General features: G+C 42.2%; 18 protein-coding genes and 1 tRNA gene. 17 read left to right on the top strand and 2 right to left on the bottom strand.

The genetic code is table 11. The features are described from left to right. Positions 1–324: 324 nt before the first annotated feature. The 5 genes from DSOL_RS01015 (at position 325) to DSOL_RS00995 (ending at position 5,503) form a co-directional block, all read left to right on the top strand. Positions 325–1,779, top strand: coding sequence for a VanW family protein (locus tag DSOL_RS01015; protein WP_139314350.1), 1,455 nt, complete (start codon positions 325–327; stop codon positions 1,777–1,779). Positions 1,780–1,878: 99 nt separating this feature from the next. Beyond that, on the top strand, positions 1,879–2,655 hold the full coding sequence (locus DSOL_RS01010; protein WP_427854362.1) for a ParA family protein: 777 nt from the start codon (positions 1,879–1,881) through the stop codon (positions 2,653–2,655). After that, positions 2,648–3,493 (top strand): ParB/RepB/Spo0J family partition protein, encoded by an 846-nt coding sequence (locus DSOL_RS01005; RefSeq protein ID WP_075363033.1) that lies wholly within the window; start codon positions 2,648–2,650, stop codon positions 3,491–3,493. Before DSOL_RS01010 ends, DSOL_RS01005 begins: the two co-directional genes overlap by 8 nt. 730 nt (positions 3,494–4,223) lie before the next feature. Then, entirely contained in the window at positions 4,224–4,925 is a 702-nt protein-coding gene (locus tag DSOL_RS01000) for a DUF554 domain-containing protein (protein WP_075363032.1), read from the top strand. A gap of 71 nt (positions 4,926–4,996) precedes the next feature. After that, positions 4,997–5,503, top strand: a complete 507-nt coding sequence (locus DSOL_RS00995; protein ID WP_345788352.1) for a DUF4446 family protein — start codon at positions 4,997–4,999, stop codon at positions 5,501–5,503. A gap of 17 nt (positions 5,504–5,520) precedes the next feature. On the opposite strand, the gene yyaC is transcribed toward DSOL_RS00995, so the two are convergent. Further along, positions 5,521–6,090, bottom strand: a complete 570-nt coding sequence (gene yyaC / locus DSOL_RS00990) for a spore protease YyaC (protein WP_075363031.1) — start codon at positions 6,088–6,090, stop codon at positions 5,521–5,523. Between the two features lie 125 nt (positions 6,091–6,215). On the opposite strand from yyaC, the gene DSOL_RS00985 reads away from it, so the two are divergent. The 11 genes from DSOL_RS00985 (at position 6,216) to DSOL_RS00935 (ending at position 17,601) form a co-directional block, all read left to right on the top strand. Continuing rightward, the gene (locus tag DSOL_RS00985; protein WP_075363030.1) at positions 6,216–7,247 is read left to right on the top strand and encodes a YkvI family membrane protein; all 1,032 of its coding nucleotides are present in this window, start codon (positions 6,216–6,218) and stop codon (positions 7,245–7,247) included. A 204-nt stretch (positions 7,248–7,451) separates the two neighbouring features. Continuing rightward, the gene (locus DSOL_RS00980) at positions 7,452–7,937 is read left to right on the top strand and encodes a tetratricopeptide repeat protein (protein WP_075363029.1); all 486 of its coding nucleotides are present in this window, start codon (positions 7,452–7,454) and stop codon (positions 7,935–7,937) included. An 11-nt stretch (positions 7,938–7,948) separates the two neighbouring features. Further along, positions 7,949–9,844, top strand: a complete 1,896-nt coding sequence (gene selB / locus DSOL_RS00975; RefSeq protein ID WP_075363028.1) for a selenocysteine-specific translation elongation factor — start codon at positions 7,949–7,951, stop codon at positions 9,842–9,844. Positions 9,845–10,253: 409 nt separating this feature from the next. Beyond that, the gene (locus DSOL_RS00970) at positions 10,254–11,426 is read left to right on the top strand and encodes an ABC transporter substrate-binding protein (RefSeq protein WP_075363027.1); all 1,173 of its coding nucleotides are present in this window, start codon (positions 10,254–10,256) and stop codon (positions 11,424–11,426) included. A gap of 320 nt (positions 11,427–11,746) precedes the next feature. After that, a complete protein-coding gene (locus DSOL_RS00965) occupies positions 11,747–12,895 on the top strand; it encodes an ABC transporter substrate-binding protein (RefSeq protein ID WP_427854365.1) in 1,149 nt (382 codons plus the stop codon). Positions 12,896–13,019: 124 nt separating this feature from the next. After that, entirely contained in the window at positions 13,020–13,910 is an 891-nt protein-coding gene (locus DSOL_RS00960) for a branched-chain amino acid ABC transporter permease (RefSeq protein WP_075363025.1), read from the top strand. A gap of 9 nt (positions 13,911–13,919) precedes the next feature. Beyond that, a complete protein-coding gene (locus DSOL_RS00955) occupies positions 13,920–14,873 on the top strand; it encodes a branched-chain amino acid ABC transporter permease (RefSeq protein WP_075363024.1) in 954 nt (317 codons plus the stop codon). Beyond that, positions 14,854–15,621: an ABC transporter ATP-binding protein gene (locus DSOL_RS00950; protein ID WP_075363023.1), complete on the top strand. Its 768-nt coding sequence runs from the start codon at positions 14,854–14,856 to the stop codon at positions 15,619–15,621. Before DSOL_RS00955 ends, DSOL_RS00950 begins: the two co-directional genes overlap by 20 nt. Beyond that, positions 15,621–16,325, top strand: a complete 705-nt coding sequence (locus DSOL_RS00945; protein ID WP_075363022.1) for an ABC transporter ATP-binding protein — start codon at positions 15,621–15,623, stop codon at positions 16,323–16,325. Before DSOL_RS00950 ends, DSOL_RS00945 begins: the two co-directional genes overlap by 1 nt. Positions 16,326–16,360: 35 nt before the next feature. Continuing rightward, positions 16,361–16,987 carry a CBS domain-containing protein gene (locus DSOL_RS00940; protein WP_170871409.1) on the top strand — a complete coding sequence of 209 codons (627 nt, stop codon included), beginning with the start codon at positions 16,361–16,363 and terminating at the stop codon, positions 16,985–16,987. Between the two features lie 182 nt (positions 16,988–17,169). Then, complete coding sequence (locus tag DSOL_RS00935) at positions 17,170–17,601, top strand: DUF2889 domain-containing protein (RefSeq protein ID WP_075363020.1); 432 nt, start codon at positions 17,170–17,172, stop codon at positions 17,599–17,601. A 29-nt stretch (positions 17,602–17,630) separates the two neighbouring features. On the opposite strand, the gene DSOL_RS27785 is transcribed toward DSOL_RS00935, so the two are convergent. Then, positions 17,631–17,768, bottom strand: a complete 138-nt coding sequence (locus tag DSOL_RS27785; protein ID WP_170871408.1) for a hypothetical protein — start codon at positions 17,766–17,768, stop codon at positions 17,631–17,633. A 215-nt stretch (positions 17,769–17,983) separates the two neighbouring features. Here DSOL_RS27785 and DSOL_RS27780 point away from each other — a divergent pair. Continuing rightward, positions 17,984–18,081: transfer RNA gene (locus tag DSOL_RS27780), tRNA-Sec, on the top strand. The last annotated feature ends 297 nt before the right edge of the window (positions 18,082–18,378 follow it).

The raw sequence follows: 18,378 nt of genomic DNA, 5'->3' as shown, positions 1-18,378 counted from the left end.
AGTCATGGCAGCGCTCTAATCTCGAACGGCCTGTTCGAGTCAATGCTACAGGGACACTTGGCCATTCATGGCCAGCGCATCAGTGCAACTAGAGCGACCGCCTTCGCCGAGGCTTGGCGTTAGCCAAGTTTTTTTATACCAATCAGAAAGTATAGTTTCGGGTGGCATAAGTGCATCTAAAGCGGTCGCCTTCGCTGAGGCTTGGCGCCAGCCAAGTTTTCTTTATGTTTTTGGGGAAGGAAATAGCGGAAATACGTCGAATTTATAATGTATTAAACACAGGAGTTAAATATAAAATGCTGTTGACTGTCTGGGGGATATGGTATGGGAGATGTGGAAGAGTCACAAGTAAAACGTCTTAATCAGGGAAGTGAACAAGCTGCTGCGACGGAGGTTTATGGGGATGAGCAAAATTCAAGCAAGAGGGAATGGACTAGATCAAACGGTCAAAGGAAAAAGAAGTATTTTATTATTTCTGGGCTGATTTTGGTCTTATTAATGTCTATCGGAATACCACTACTGATTTATACTCGAGATCAACATGTAATGCTTCAAGGGATCACGATATCAGGAATTGATGTTGGAAATTTGACTCAGGAAAAGGCTAAAATATTAATCGATCATGAAATTGATCGTTTGGAAAGCCAAACAGTTAGGCTGAATGCGGGTAAACAATCTCCCGAGGTTAAGTTAAAAGACTTAGGTTTGGTATTATCCGATGCTTCAGCCTTGCAGGAAGCTTATGATATTGGTAGGAAAGGTTCACTACGCAATAAGGTAGTAACAAAAATGTCTGCAGCTAAGGGGATTAATTTTGAGTTGTCTCATACGTGGGATGACCAAAAATTAAAAGATTCCCTTACTCGAACCTTGGAAGGGTTCAATAATCCTGCAACAGATGCTTCTTTTGATATTACAACTCAGAATACTATGATCATAAAAAGTGAGCATGTTGGTTTAATCTATAATCCTGAGTCACTTGCTTCTCTAATTAAAGGACTTGATATTTATAAACCACTTCCGGAGATTAAAGTGGACTTTAAAGAACAACTTCCTCAGTTAACTGCTCTTCAATTAGAAGATCAGAAAATCACGGGATTGTTAGCGAGCTACACTACACGCTTTGATTCAACACAAACGGCAAGGTCGGATAATGTTCGCATTGCAGCTAAAGCTATGGATATGTCAGTCATTAAGCCTGGAGACACTTTATCATTTAATCAGATTGTTGGGGAGAGAACTGTAGCGGGCGGATATAAGGATGCATATATTATCGTCAATGGTCAGTTTGTACCAGGGCTGGCTGGAGGAATATGTCAGGTTTCTAGTACCTTATATAATACTGGGCTGTTAGCAAACCTGCAGGTCACACAACGCAGTAATCATGACTTGGCTATTTCATATGTTCCACTTGGGCAGGATGCGACGGTTGCTTTTCCAAACCTTGACCTCAAATTTAACAATAATACCGGTGGGTACCTCCTTATTCGGACCAAGACAAGTACAAATTCTGTTACGATTGAATTGTATGGTAAGGTTAAGCCTGGACAAGAGGTTCTTATCTCGGATACGACTGAGTCGGTTATCCCAGCAGAGGAACAGCGACAAGTGGATGAAACACTGGCACATGGAGCATCTATTGTCAAGCAACATGGGCAGCCAGGATATATCGTTAAGTCTTTTCGCATCGTAAAAGTGAATGGGAAAGTCGTGAGCAGTGAGCCTCTCAAGCAAAGTCTTTACAAAGCTTTACCAACAATTATTGCAGTAGGATCATAATAATATATGAGGAATTTAATTATTTGTTAAAAAAAGCGTTAATAGCGCTTTTTTTATTGGAGGTGGTTTGATACTATCTAGAGTATGAGTTGTAAAAGGATGTGTGCGCTATTGATAACTAAAGTAATTGCTGTTGCCAACCAAAAGGGTGGTGTCGCTAAAACTACAACAGCGATAAATCTGAGTGCTTGTTTGGCTGAGCTAGGGAAGCGGGTTCTTCTCGTTGATCTAGACCCCCAGGGTAATGCGACGAGTGGTATCGGAATTTCAAAGCATAAATTGATACGCTGCATCTATGATGTATTGATCAATGATGTTTCCCTTGATCAAGTGATTCAGAAGACGGATCAAAAGAATCTTAAAGTTGTTCCTGCTCGAATTCAACTGGCCGGAGCGGAAATTGAATTAGTTTCACAAATTTCACGTGAAGGAAAACTAAGATGTGCACTAGAAGACGTAAAGGGCAATTATGATTTTATTTTTATTGATTGTCCACCTTCACTTGGTCTTCTTACTTTGAATGCTTTAACAGCTGCAACTGATGTGTTAATTCCCATTCAATGCGAGTATTATGCTCTAGAGGGGCTAACTCTTTTGATGAAGACCTTGGAAAGTGTGCGTAAACACCTCAATCCAGACCTTAATATACTAGGTGCCCTATTAACTATGTTTGATGCTCGAACTAATTTAGCTATACAGGTTGTTGATGAAGTTAAGGGGTATTTTCCGCAAAAGGTTTTCAAGACGATTATTTCTCGAAATGTTCGTCTTAGTGAAGCTCCAAGTCACGGTAAACCAATCAACTCTTATGATACTCGTTCTAGAGGAGCTGAGGTTTACCGTGAATTAGCGAAGGAGGTTTTAGAACGTGGCTAAGAAAGGATTGGGTAGAGGACTTCAAGCTTTGTTGCCTGATGATTCTGGTAGTAACTTAAGCATTATCGAAATACCTATTTCAGACATTGAACCGAATCCAGATCAGCCAAGAAGAGAGTTTGATCCGCAAGCACTCAACGATTTAGCAGATTCACTACGGGAACACGGGTTATTACAACCTATTTTGGTTAGACCTTTTGGAGATCGTTATTGTATCATTGCTGGGGAACGTCGTTTACGTGCTGCTAAACTTGCAGGGTTAGTTAAAATTGAAGGTATTGTTCAACTTTGCAGTGACCAAGAAATGGCCGAACGTGCTATTATTGAAAATATTCAGAGGGCCGATTTATCACCACTTGAAGAAGGAATGGCCTATAATCGGCTTATTGAAGATTATGGTTTGACACAAGAACAGGTTGCGCAGCGTGTAGGTAAAGCACGCGCGACAGTTGCTAATCTTCTCCGTGTGATTCAATTACCCGAAGTAGTGCTTGAGTTACTGAGAAATGAGAAAATATCCTTGGGACATGCTAAAGTTTTGCTTGGGATAAAAGATACTACCTTACAAGTTCTTATAGCCCAAAAGGCTGCTAAAGAACAATTTTCGGTACGAGAGACTGAGGACCTAATTAACAAGCTGAACGATGGAACTGAGAAAAGTAAGCCTTCTCCTGCCTACTCCCCCCTTCTTCATAATGTAGAAGATCGTCTACGTACGAGTTTTCAAACAAAAGTTTCACTTAAAGGCGACTTTAAGCGAGGGAGAATAGAAATTCAGTATTTTTCTGAAGAAGAGCTAAATCGACTCCTAGATTTGTGGAACATTCGTGTCGATTAATCCTTAAATGTTCCACGTGGAACATTTACTCAAGACATCGAGTTAGAAATGTTTCTAGTTAAGGGTAATCAAAAGACCCTTTAATAATACTCAATCGATTATCAGTAATATTGTAATGCGGAATATCGTGTCCACTACAAAGTCAAAAATATTAAGAGAATGTTAAGCGGTATTTGTGTAACCGATCGTAGACGATAGAAAGTCTTAAACAATCCCTCGTTGCCCGTCTGTGGCTTAAGCAATGATGTTTAAGCCACAGACAACGTCATGACTCGAACAGGATGTTCGAGATTAGACACTGCAAGGGTTGGCAAGGGGTCGGATGTTAGGGGGCTAGTCGGGTTGACATTGGAGGGACTGATGTAGCGATGTCATGGAAGGCATGAAACGGCGAATATGTACTGTGTGTGAACATAACCTCCAGTGGAGATTATTGCCGAAGGCGCTAACCTCAAATGATACAACTAGCGTAAATCCCAGAGTGCTTGACCTGAAGTAAGGGTTTCTTCTGAGAAGTCATCAATAGAATACGGAATCCAATATCAAGTAAATTCATTAATTCGTTTGCAAACATAAATGTTCCACGTGGAACATTGCGATTTGTGAAAGCAAGGAAAAAGCCATGTGTCGTGGGTGATGGCGTGAACTATATAATCTACGAAATATTTTTTGTAGATTTAGAATTCACGTTTATTAACGTATGCATATGCTACGAAAGGCAGAGGAAAAAATGTTAGGGACTATTGTGAACACAGTAGCAATTGTATTAGGGAGTCTGTTAGGCTTATTATTTGGACAAGCCTTGCCCGAAAAAATGAAAAGGACTGTGATCCAAGGTATTGGCCTCTCAGTCTTGTTAATTGGTGGAAGTATGGCTTTGCAAACAAAGAATTCACTGATTGTAATTGCTAGTTTAGTACTAGGTGGGATATTAGGTGAATGGATAGATATAGAGCTTCGTTTACAGCATCTAGGGGAGTGGCTCGAAGGTAAGCTTTCAAAGGGTAGGCCAGCGGGAGGATTTACAAGCGCGTTTGTCACAACAAGTTTAATTTATTGTGTAGGAGCTATGGCAATAATGGGTTCGCTGGAAAGTGGACTAAATGGGAATCATAACATTCTATTTGCAAAATCGATGCTAGATGGAATATCAGCGCTAGTATTTGCTTCTTCCATGGGAATTGGAGTATTGGTATCGGCAGTTCCTGTATTCTTATATCAAGGGGCAATTACCTTAACGGCAGGATTACTACAAGGGATACTATCTCCTCAAGTAATAGCGGAGATGGGTGCAACAGGTGGACTGCTGATCGTAGGGATAGGGATTAATATCTTGGAAATAAAAGAGATAAAAGTGGGCAATCTATTATTAGCTATTTTCATAGCAATTCCAATAACTATTTTGTTCACCAAACTGCATTTGGGTATTTAACATAACTGTTTGACAGACAGTGTTTTTTTCTTAATCGAGGGTAAAGATAAATAAAAGGGGGAAGAAAAGAGTTGTTGATTGTATTAGAAAGTATCATGTCTTTGACTTGGTGGGCCGTCAGTGTCTTGAGCCTGCTGTTACTAATTTCACTACTTATGATATTCCTACTCCAGCGTCGCATGAAACGCTTTGAAACTTCGCATCTAGTACTACAAACATTTATGTCCGGACATCAATTGGATACATTGCTCCAGGAGTGTATCCAAAAAGTAGATGAACAGGGACTTGAACTCAAAAAATCCAACGCGAGGTTAACTCCGATTGAAGATAAATTGCGTGCTAGTGTAGATCGTGTGGAGTTAGTCCGTTTTAGGGCATTTGAAAATGTGGGAAGTGATTTAAGCTTTGCCTTTGCACTTTTAAATCAAGAGGGCAGCGGAATTGTAATTAGCGCAATTCATAATCGGGATGAATCAAGAGTATACGGCAAACCAGTGAAAGGAGGAGAGTCAAATTATTCGCTGACAGCAGAAGAAAGAGAAGTTATTGCAAAGGCGATGGATGGGCAAAAAATATAGTTCAGTGTGAGAAAAATTTATTCACGTAGGATAGTTATGTAAGATCGTGTTATGAGAGAACTGATGTTTTCCGACATCCGCCAAACCAGGTTGAGACGGGTATTTTGCAACACCATATATTCCATAAATCCTCCGACATTCACTATTCCAGTTATATGGGCCTCCCCAACTTCAGGAAGTTGTTTATGAACACCGGCGCCGGGTTTTAATGGTCCATCAGCTAAAGTGATACACCCGATAGAATCTATTCGGCCTAAGCAAGCATCAATAGCAATAATAAAGGGATCGACTAATGATTTATGGATGAATTGGATGTTTTCTCCAAGATTCTGAGCATGAACAGGCTCATCTAGCGTACCGTAAACATGAAGTCGAGGTAGATTTAAGCGTGAAAGGTGCGTCCCAATCAAGGGACCCAATGCATCTCCTGTCGATCGATCCGTTCCTATGCACAAAATAACTGCGGGGCGCTTTCGAGTTGATGCAAACAAATCGGAAAGACGAATTTCCAATCTTGCCTTGGCGGTAAAGTCATCAACGTGGGCTTTCATCTTTTGAGGTTCAGCCAATAATGAAAATAAACTCACATAAAGCCCCCTAACTTTGGATAATACTGAACGATAAATATATTAAAATTCTTCCCAAATATTAGTCTTTCTATGCATCATATCCCTTTTCTAGCCATAAGCATGATGGCGAGGAGGGAAGAATTATGCAATTGAAAACAACGTTTCAAGTTGCGGCAACATACGTGGGTGCGGTCATGGGGGCGGGATTTGCTTCAGGTCAAGAGATCCAGCAGTTCTTCGTTCGGTTTGGTCACAGGGGATTAGCTGGAATTGTCCTCAGTGCCTTTTTGTTCTCTTTCTTAGGCTTGGGTATGTTAGAGTTGCAGGACCGTTGGAAGGTTTCTTCTTATAGGGATTTTTTTGATCATTTACTTGGTCAGAGATTAGGGCGATGGGCCGATGGACTAGTCAGTGTGCTCTTGTTTGTGGGAATGTTGGCGATGATTTCAGGCAGTGGGGCGCTCTTTAGAGAATATTTCGGAATATCAGGCTGGACTGGCATCTTTTTGACTGGTATGGTAATTGCCTTAGCCTTATGGTTTCGCGGAGAAGGGGTTTTATGGATTAATTCAGTTTTGATACCCTTGAAGTTCGTTGCTTGTTTGGGAATTGCAATAGCGGCGATATTTCTAGCAACAACTGGGGATGGAGAAGGTATCCCAATTCTCCCACCCATTATTGTGAAAAATTGGGCCGTTTCAGCTATCCTATATGTTTCCTTCAATTTAACCCTGGCCATGGTTGTATTTGCATCTTTAGGTCGTATTGTGCAGAAACCAGGGGCGCGTTTGGGGGCTGTGTTAGGTGGCTTAGCCTTAGGATTATTTGCTTTTGTCATCGGAGCAGCCCTATTGCGTTTCCCCGACATTTGGGGTTTAGAAATTCCAATGGTCGCAGTTGCCGGTAAGTTAGGGGATTGGCCCGCCTTTTTCTACGTAATCGTCCTGTGGCTTGCTATGATCACTGCAGCAGTAGGAAATGGATTTAGTCTAGTCAGCAGGGTGGTGAATTCAGGTAAGTTGAGTTATGGTAATGCTATTCTTATGCTAATGCTTCTTCTTATACCAATAGCTGGCGTAAGGTTTTCACAGATTGTGCAACTTGTATATCCACTGTTTGGTTATTTGGGGCTTGTTTTCTTGCCAACAATTCTGTACTTTTGGCGTAAGGCATAAACAATATTCTTGATTCAGGTGGGGTTTTTACCCCATCTGAATCTTAGAAGATGTTATCCAGGAGCTTAGTGCCACTTATCCCACGATGGCCATGGAGGGCCAAGTGTCGCTGTAGCCAAGGATGGCGAGAAGCGACCCGCTTAAAGAAGCGGGGGCATTAGTGGCAGTTAGCTATCGGATAAACAGCCAATTATAAGACAAAGGGTGATTCCTATTAAAACGATTTATGAAAAAGCGCTAAAGCATTTGGAATATGGGGAACTGGACGAGGCAGAAGAAGCCTTGCAACTGTATCTCAAGGAAAATCCCTCGGATGCAATGGCCCATAATAAACTGGGAGTTGTTTTCGCTAAGAGGCCTAATCGAGTCGAAGCAAAACGATGTTTTAACGAGGCACTGAGACAGGATGTTAATCTCGTTCATGCCCTCAATAATCTTGGAAATATTGCGCGAGAAGAGGGTGAATTAGAACTGGCGATTGAATATTATCAGAAGGCAATTATAATCGACCCAGATTATTCCCTTCCTCATAATAATTTAGGGGTAGTATATAAGCAGCTTAATCGTTACAGGGATTTCGTTCGTGAGATCAAGACAGCAAAACGTCTCGAAAATAGAAAAGTTCTTAATCCTGAGAGGAAACAAACCTTTCGAGATTTGTTAGCTAAGATTTGGACTAAAAAGCGTTAAGGGGTACAAAAATGGATGAGAGACACTATTTAGTGGGCACCGCTGGACATGTGGATCATGGCAAAACAGAATTGATTCGTGCACTCTCTGGCATGGAAACAGATCGCTTGAAGGAAGAGAAGCAACGGGGGATCTCCATCGAACTAGGGTTTGCGCATATGAAGCTGCCTAGTGGACGGCAAGTTGGAATTGTGGATGTTCCAGGGCATGAGCGCTTTGTCCGCCAGATGTTGGCTGGGGCGAGTGGTATGGATGTGGTGTTATTGGTAATTGCGGCAGATGAAGGGATCATGCCTCAGACACAGGAGCATCTCGATATCCTGACATTACTGGGGATACCTCGAGGAATTATTGTCATCAATAAAAAGGACCTCGTTGATGAAGAGTGGCTTGAATTCATGGAGGAAGAGGTGCGGGAGAAACTAAGAGAAACGGTTTTTCATGAAGCTCCGATTTGCAAGGTATCAGCTCTGACAGGTGAAGGAATCCCTCTCTTGCGTCAGACGATTGATGAATTGCTTTCGGACGTAGAAAGTAAGAATTCCACCGGACCGGTTCGTATGCCACTTGACAGGGTCTTTAGTATTCAAGGGTTTGGCACGGTTGTAACTGGAACACTTAACAGCGGTGAAGTGAAACTAGGGCAGGAGTTGGCAATTGAACCAGCCCATATTTTAACAAAAGTCCGTTCACTGCAAGTGTATAAAAACAAAGTGAATTCTGCTGAGGCTGGGCAGAGGGTAGCGGTTAATCTCGCTGGGGTTGATGTTACTGAAGTGAAGCAAGGTTCTGTACTCGTTATGCCAAATGTCTTTAAGGTAGGAAAGATCTTGGATATAAAGGTTTTAAATCTTTCCTCTACAGAGAAACCTTTAACTCAAAGACAACGAGTTCGTTTTCACCTTGGTACGACTGAGATCCTCGGACGTATACATCTTCTGGATCACGAAGAACTGGCACCTGGTCAAGAAGGGTTTGCACAAATTTTGCTTGAAGAACCGGTTGTTGCAGCACCTGGGGACCGTTTTGTACTCCGGTTTTACTCGCCTACCCATACGATTGCTGGCGGAAAGGTACTTAGCGTCGCAGAGTTCAAGCAGAAAAGGTTTCGAGAAAACGTATTAGCCCAATTGAGGATAAAAGATCAAGGTGATCCACTTGATCTCATAGAAAGAGAAATAACTGAACCCTTGTCAGGGCCAGATTTAGCAGCACGCATGCATGTCAGCCTAGCAGAACTGGAGGACAGTTTAAGTTCACTCGAGAAATCAGAACGACTGGAAATTTGGAAAGAAGATGAAACTCCACTTTATTGGGGAAAGGCAATGGCTGAGGCATGGCGTCTAAAATTAATTACTGTCGTAAGAGCTTACGAAGATTTAAATCCCCTACGCGGAGGAATCAACCGAGAGGAATTAAAAACTCGCCTGGGAATCACATGGACACATCGGCGTTGGCAGACGATTTTGGAACTTGGTTCCAATCGTGGGTTTTATCGCATCTCTGGAAGCAAAGTTCAAACAAACGAAGGAGCGGAAATTCCCTCGGGAGTCCTAAAGCGACTTGATGCGTTGAGATCTCACTGGCACAACGTTGGGCTCATGCCTCCGGAATTAGGTACGATAGCAGAAGCGTGCGGCATCCCAAAAGCGGATGTCCAAGAGTATGCTGGGTATTTATGTGATCAAGAAGAATGGGTATCTGTAAGCGGTTCCTATTACCAAATAAATGATATTCAAAAGGCGAAAAGTGTTTTGGTAGATGCACTGAAATTACATGGAGAAGTTGGCGTGGCCGAAGTGCGAGAGCTATGGGGCACGTCTCGAAAATATGCGGTTCCATTGCTCGAGTACTTTGATCAGCAGCGCGTAACACGACGCCAAGGAGATAAGCGGACTCTCTTCTAGGAATACATATGTATTGTCCAGAAAAACAAAATCGTTGACACTGTGGCACAATAGTTATAAAATGGCTTTAATTTTAGTGGCCTGTATGATAACAATTTGCCTAGGTTTTCCTCCCTGGGTCAGGGAGGTTTTTTTATTTTGCCAATCAGAAAGAAAATTTTTGGGTGGCATATGTACAGGGTTTCCCTCGACAAAGAAGCTTGGTAAAAAGCCAACTTTTCTTTAGCGCAGTGTTCAGGGGCATTTACTTTGAGGGAATAAAAGGGGGTGAAAGGGCAAATCTTTAGCGATTACGGACTCATACATTTATTGCGTTCTATTTATAAAGCGAAGAATCTAAAGATGACAAAGACTTAATAATGGAGAAAAATTTGGATCAAAGAGAGATCAAAGAAGGAGGAATAACGGAATGCGAAAGATATTAACCGTTATAACAGGAGTCTTGCTAAGCGCCACCCTTTTAATTGGATGTGGGACGAATGCCACATCGGGGAGCGCTGGAAGTAGTGAAGTTATTAAAGTAGGAAGTAATTTTGAATTGAGTGGTGCAAATGCAACGTTTGGTAAATCCTCTGTGAATGGGATTGACCTTGCCTTCGAGCAACAAAATGCCAAAGGAGGTGTGCTCGGTAAGAAGTTACAGAATGTTAGTGCGGACAACAAATCGGACGCCGGCGAATCAACTGCCGCTGTAACCAAACTTATTGGACAAGATAAAGTTGTTGCCATTCTTGGATCGTATGCCAGTACAGATACGTTGGCAGCCTCGCAGGTGGCTACAGATAGCAAGATACCGTTGCTCTCTCCAACATCGACGAATGTCAAGGTTACTGTGGAGAATGGACAAGTGAAACCTTGGATTTTCCGGGCATGCTTTATCGATCCATTTCAAGGTGAAGTGGCAGCTAAGTTTGCACTGAATAATTTGAAAGCTAAAACTGCAGCGGTTTTTATTGATCAGAAAAGCGATTATTCTAAAGGACTAGCGGAAGCGTTTATCAGCAACTTTAAGAAGGGGAACGGCACTATTGTAGATACAGAGCAGTACGTCGCCTCCAGTGATAAAGATTTTCGTGCCACGCTAACGCGAGCGAAATCGGCTAATCCGGACTATGTGTTCATCCCAGGGTATTATCAGGAAGTGGGGCTCATAGTTAAACAAGCCCGTGAAATGGGGATGAAGCAACCTATGATGGGAGGAGATGGTTGGGATTCCCCAGACCTCCTGAAGATTGCCGGAGCAGATGCCTTAAATAACACTTATTTTGTTAATATGGTCGCCATTGACGATCCAGCTATGGCATCGTTCGTTAAAGAGTATAAAGCAAAATATAAAATTGAACCGGATGCCATGGCGGCTTTAGCATATGATGCAGCCAATATGCTTATCAAGGCTTTTGAAACTGCAGGGGATACAAACGGAGAAAAAGTAAGGTCGGCTCTAGAAAATATGAAGGGTTTTAAGGGATTAAGTGGGGAGACCAATATTGATCCTAAAACACATAATCCTGTAAAAAGTGCTGTTATAATTGAGATGAAGAATGGAAAGAACACCTTTTTAACCAAGGTAGAACCAAATTAAACTTTGCATTCAACTGCTTGTAAATTTGGGCTATTGTATATAGAATATGTAATAAGAAGTTGTTATTCAACAGCCTCTGATGTATGGGTAAAACCTCGGTCAATAAGACTCGCTTTCTTTGACTGGGGTTTTACTACGGTTATCCGTAAAAGAGTAATTAGAGGCAAAAATTGGAGGTGAATTGCGGAGGGGAGCACGGATATACTAAAAATGCTAGCGAAGCAGGTTATCAAAAGATTAGCCCCTGCATGGGCAGGAAAAGAATCATGTAAAAGGCTAATGAAAAGAGAGGGGTAAAAGAATTGAGAAAAGTATTTACAATGGCGAGTGTAGCACTGTTGAGTCTTTCTCTCGTAACCGGTTGCGGAACAACCGCTGCACCCAAGGCAGCCGAAGTTATTAAGGTTGGTGGAGATCTTGAGTTAAGTGGTGGAACGGCGATGTTTGGTCAGGCTGCGGAGAAAGCGATTAAGTTAGCGTTTGACCAGCAAAATGCTAAAGGAGGAGTCTTAGGCGGGAAAAAGTTAGAATACGTATCCGCTGATAACAAGTCTGATGCAGGGGAATCTACCGCGTCCGCAACTAAGCTAGCATCACAAGATAAAGTTGTCGCTATTTTGGGACCCATGACAAGTGGAGACACGTTGGCTGCGGCACAAGTGGTCACTGATAGCAAAGTTCCGTTGATTACGCCAACAGGGACAGCGGATAAAGTGACGGTAGAAAATGGGCAGGTAAAACCATGGATCTTCCGGGCCTGCTTTATCGACCCCTTCCAAGGTCAAGTGGCTGCAAACTTTGCCAGTGATAATCTTAAACTAAAAAAAGCAGCACTGTTTATTGACCAAAAAGGAGACTATTCAAAAGGCCTAGCTGCCGCTTTTGAAGAAAATTTCAAAAAATCCGGCGGACAAATTGTGGCAAAAGAACAGTATGTAGCTGGTAGTGATAAAGACTTCCGTGCAACTCTGACGCGTATCAAAGCTGCAAACCCAGATGTTGTCTTTGTGCCGGGTTATTATCAAGAAGTTGGTCTAATTGTGAAACAAGCTCGTGAAATGCAAATGAACCAGGTATTTCTTGGTGGAGACGGCTGGGGTTCCCCACAACTTGTAGACGTTGCTGGGAAAGCCCCCCTTGATAATACTTATTATGTCAATCATGGAGCTATGGACGATCCGGGTATGGCTCAATTCATCAAAGATTTTAAAGCTAAATATAATGCCGATCCCGATACCTTTGCTGCATTGGGGTATGACGCAGCGAATATGCTTATTAAAGCAATTGAGAGCGCTGGAAGTACAGATAGCGAAAAGTTGCGAAGTGCCCTGGAAAATACAAAGGGATTCCAAGGGGTTAGCGGTATGTTAACAGTTGATCCAAAAACACATAACCCTGTGAAGAGCGCTGCTATATTGCAGTTTAAAGATGGTAAGAGTGTATTTATGACAAAGATCAATCCAAAATAATTTCTTGGTACAGCAAGGGCCCGGATAAAGAGGCGTATGGATGTCGAGATTCCTGCTATAGGAAAGGAGGGAGGACAACCCTCCCTCCTTTTTATAATAATTATTCGGGAATAGGAGTGGAAATATGGGAAGTGTAACTCAGCAATTTTTACAGCAGATTGTAAACGGGCTTTCTCTTGGTAGTATTTACGCTTTAATCGCTTTGGGTTATACCATGGTATACGGCATTATTAAACTCATAAACTTTGCTCACGGGGACATAATGATGGTCGGGGCTTATGCAGGATGGTTTGCCACAACAACATTGCATCTGCCGTTTCTCCCAGCATTGGTTTTAGCGATGATGGCTAGTGCAATTCTCGGTGTTTTGGTTGAACGGATTGCTTATAAACCGTTACGCAATGTTACACGGATAGCATCGTTGATTACGGCTATCGGTGTCTCACTCTTCTTGGAATATGGTGGTATGTTGCTTGTGTCACCGCAGGTGCGTACTTATCCTCCAGTTTTTCCGGATACGATTTATAATATTGGTGGAATTATTGTAAAATACGGTGATATTGTCATGGTTGTCACTTCAATTATCCTTATGGTATTACTTCATGTTACTGTACAATATTCAAAGATTGGTAAAGCAATGCGTGCGGTGTCGTTTGATACGGAAGCAGCCCTATTGATGGGAATTAATGTGAATAACACAATTTCAGCGACTTTTGCTATCGGATCAGGACTTGCGGCCGCCGCTGGGGTGTTGATGGGGGTATACTTTAATACGATCGATCCTTTAATGGGAATCATTCCGGGGCTTAAGGCATTCGTGGCTGCAGTTCTCGGTGGAATTGGCATCATCCCTGGTGCCATGGTCGGAGGGTTTTTCTTAGGACTTACGGAATCCTTTGTCAGTGGTCTCGGATGGTCAACATGGCGTGACGCTGTGGCATTTCTAATTTTAATTCTTGTTCTAATCGTTAAGCCCAGCGGGCTCTTTGGTAAGAACATCCGTGAGAAAGTGTAGGTAGTGAACATGGGTAAATGGGTGAATCGTCAAAGCCTTGTGACCTTACTAGGAGTCCTTCTTATTTATGGCATCGTTCAAGGCAGTATTTTCATGGATGTCTTGCCTCCCTTTGTCGCGCTTACTTTGATTCAGATTTGTATTTACGTAATTTTATCAAGTAGCTTAAATCTAATTAATGGGATTACCGGTCAGTTTTCTATCGGACATGCAGGATTTATGGCGATTGGAGGATATTTGGCAGCGATCGTCATCGTAAAATTTCATGGACCACTTATTTTGGCACTTCTTATTGGTGCGCTAGTTTCTGCTGTCGCAGGTTTCTTGATTGGACTTCCGACATTACGGCTTAAAGGAGACTACTTAGCCATCGCTACCCTTGGACTCGGGGAGATTGTACGGATTATCTTTTTAAATACAGAGTATGTCGGTGGAGCTTCGGGATTTTCGGTTCCTAAAACGATTAACTGGACATGGGCGTTTTGGCTCACTGTTTTAAGTATCCTTATTATCCGTAATTTCATCAATTCTACGCATGGGCGAGCCTGTATCTCCATTCGAGAGAACGAAATAGCCGCGGATGCAATGGGTATTAACACAACCAAATATAAGATTATCGCGTTTACAATCGGCGCCTTTTTTGCCGGATTGGCCGGTGGAATCTATGCTAATTACATGTACATTATTCAGCCAATGACGTTTAGCTTTCTTAAATCCTTTGATATTTTAGTTATGGTAGTACTCGGTGGCTTGGGAAGTTTGACTGGAAGCATCGTGGGAGCAATAGTTATGACAGTAGCTTCAGCTGCCTTGGCTGGTTTGCCAGAATGGCGCCTTGTGATTACAGCGGTACTTTTGATCGTGATGATGATCTTTAGACCCACGGGACTATTAGGAACAAAAGAATTTAGTTTAAGTTTCCTGGGAAAGAAGGGTGACAAAAATGCCGCTTCTAAAAATTGAAAATCTTTCTAAGTCGTTTGGCGGTTTGAAAGCGGTTTCGAATTTGAATATTGAGATTAACCAAGGGGAGCTAATAGGTCTTATTGGTCCAAACGGAGCCGGAAAAACCACCGTCTTCAATTTACTCACAGGGGTTTACGAGAAGTCTGAAGGTAAAATAACGTTTCAGGACAAAGAATTGAGTGGGCTTAAACCGTATCAAGTCACCCAGCGAGGGATGGCACGAACGTTTCAAAATATCCGTTTATTCAGTGATTTGAGTGTCATCGATAATGTCAAGATTGCCTATCATCAACGGACTTCTTATAGTACAGCCAGTGCCGTATTTCGTCTGCCAGGCTATTACTCAGGGGAAGCAGAAATGGAACGTAAAGCCATGGAGCTACTCAAGATATTCCATCTTGAAGACAAAGCTCAAGAAACAGCTAAAAATTTGCCATATGGAGAGCAACGTCGTCTTGAGATCGCTCGTGCTTTGGGAACAGAACCCAAACTTCTCTTGCTTGATGAGCCGGCTGCGGGTATGAATCCTCAGGAAACACATGATCTAATGAATCTTATTCGGTGGATTAGAGAGCAGTTTAAGTTAACCATTCTCTTGATCGAACATGATATGTCCTTAGTGATGGGCGTATGCGAACGGATCTATGTCTTGGATTATGGCATGATTATCGCTCAAGGTGCACCAGATGAAATTAAGAGTAATCCCAAAGTCATTGAGGCCTATTTAGGGGAGGAGGTTGTCTGATGCTTGTACTTGAAGATGTGAATGTATACTACGGTGCCATTCACGCTCTAAAAGGGATCTCCTTCGAGGTTAATCAGGGAGAAATTGTAACTCTTATCGGCTCAAACGGTGCAGGAAAAAGCACAAGTCTTAAGACGATCTCAGGATTATTGCGCCCCAAAACGGGAAAGATTACATTTAAAGGTGAAAATATGGCAAGTGTTGCACCTCAATCAATTGTAGCCAAAGGGATATCCCAAGTTCCTGAAGGGCGGCATGTGTTTGCCAATATGACCGTTATCGAAAACTTGGAGCTTGGAGCTTACTTACGTAAGGACAAAGCAGGGATCAAGCAAGACATGAAACGTGTTTACGAGCTGTTTCCCCGTCTTTTAGAGCGTAATAGTCAAATTTCGGGCACATTGTCTGGCGGAGAACAGCAAATGCTAGCCATGGGACGAGCATTAATGTCAAAACCTCAACTTCTTCTTCTCGATGAGCCTTCAATGGGTTTGGCTCCTATTCTAGTCAAACAGATTTTTTCGATCATTAAGGAGATTAATGCTAGTGGGACAACTATTTTACTTGTAGAACAGAATGCGCACATGGCTCTTTCGGTAGCAAATCGGGCATATGTTCTTGAGACAGGAAAGATTGTGCTTTCTGGAGACTCGCATCAACTAGCGGCCAGTGAAGAAGTCCGTAAGGCCTACCTCGGAGGGTGATTGAGTTAGTTTAAAAGTTGAAAGGGGTAAGGTGTATGTATGTTCGGCAATTTATGACATCTCAGGTTTTTACGGTAACTCCGGATGAATCAATTGCAGATACAATGGCCCTCATGCGAGAGAAAAAGATCGACCGAATGCCAGTGGTGGACAAGGGGAAATTGGTAGGATTTGTGACAGATGGAGATCTGCGCGAGGTTTCTCCTTCTCCCGCAACTACATTGAGTATTTTTGAACTTAATTATCTCATAGCCAAAACTCCCATTCGTGAAGTAGCGTTGAAAAAAGTTGTGACCTGTCATCCGGACACGCAGATTGAGGACGCGGCACTATTAATGCGGGAACATAAAATTGGAGGATTGCCTGTCCTTGACGGGGATAAACTAGTCGGTATTATTACGGGCTACGATATTTTGGATGCCTTTTTGGATATTATGGGTTCCCGCAGTCCAGGTCAACGTGTGGTCATAGAGAAAAAAGATGAAGCTGGTGTTTTGTTAGACCTTGCCGGGACGATTAAGCAGTTTGATGTTAATGTTACCAGTTTTGCTTTTTATCATCTAAGGGATAATCAAGTCCAGATTCTTGCACACCTTCAAGGCGATCAAGTAGCTGAGACTAAAGCGGCTTTAGAGGAGAAAGGCTACCGAATCAGAAAATAACAGGCTGAAATTATGCGGAAATATAATAAACATAAATGTTCATTATGCACAAAATAAATTTAGAAAGGAAGTCACTGGGTGGGTATTCACCCAGTGACTTCCTTTCCATGCAAAACGGTTTATAATAGAAATAGAAGTGAAAAAGCGACAAAAGATAGCGAACTAAGGAGATGGAGTAAGTAATGTATCTTTTTAATCGATCGATTACTGTAAATATCCGTTCAATAGACGGAAAATCAATAACGGTGGATGGTTTTTTTCTGGACAGCCATCACGAGCTTTGTTTAACCCTAGGAGTTGACCTCGAGAGTAATACAATTACTTCAGCTGAGGGCGAATTCCGCCGAGCACCTCATTCAGATTGTGGGCAAACCCAAGAAAAAATTAAAAAACTGATAGGAGTTAACTTAAACCGTTATGTTCGCAAGCAGATTCAAGCAGCAGTTGGGCTTGAACAAGGATGTACTCATTTAACAGACCTTACACTTGAGTGTGTAAAAGGGATTATTCAAGCCAAGTTTCGGTTGATGCATCTTAATATGGAAACTGAGGACATTCAGCCTCAAGTTCAGCAATATTTGGCTGGAAGTTGCCGGCACTACAAAAAGTCCTGATTTCTGATGTATGGCCGGAAGTATCCTCCTTATTTAGGATTAGCATAAGCAATCAAAATAGTTTCTTGACTATTGGGATGAGAGTTATTAAATTTAGTCTCTAATGCTTTGACCTCTTCAATTTGGTCGTTGGTTAAATAAGAGAATGAAACCTCGGAACTATTCATTTTATAAAACCCCCCTTTTTTAAATACCTTGATACACTTGCGTTAATACTTGATATCTAAATAATACAAAATGGATACATTACTATTCTGCCCAAGTATATCAAATATATACTTACCTATAATAAATCCGCAAGCATATAGCCAGAACTATTACTATTATTCGAAATGGTTGCTTCCATAATGAGAATGAATGTGTTAATATTATTGTCGACGATGGGGATGGATGGTAGCTGGTGCTGCTCCCGGACTTCAAATCCGCGTGTCGGGACGCAGAACGTTCCGAGGTGTGTTCGATTCGCACGCATCCCCGCCACTTAGTCGCAGTCCGAAGTCCAATAGGACATATCGACTATGGACACTGGATAAGTTGGCAAAAGTTTATCTGAAGTAAATTTCAATATTAGTTTAGTGCCAAGGCAGCGAAAGGCTGTCTTTTTGACGTGTTAGACTCCTATGCCGTTTATATTACCAGACGGAGAAGAATAGAGGAGACAGGCGGCTTGGCCAGCCAAGTTTTCTATATACCGGTCAGACAGAATAAGTCTCGGGTGGCATAAGTGCAACTAAGGCAACCGCCGCTGAGGCTTGGCGCTAGCCAAGTTTTCTATAT

Source organism: Desulfosporosinus metallidurans, from assembly GCF_001936615.1.
GTDB lineage: Bacteria > Bacillota > Desulfitobacteriia > Desulfitobacteriales > Desulfitobacteriaceae > Desulfosporosinus > Desulfosporosinus metallidurans.
The sequence above is the reverse complement of the archived record's forward strand: the minus strand, read 5'-3'. Positions and strand labels throughout refer to the sequence as shown.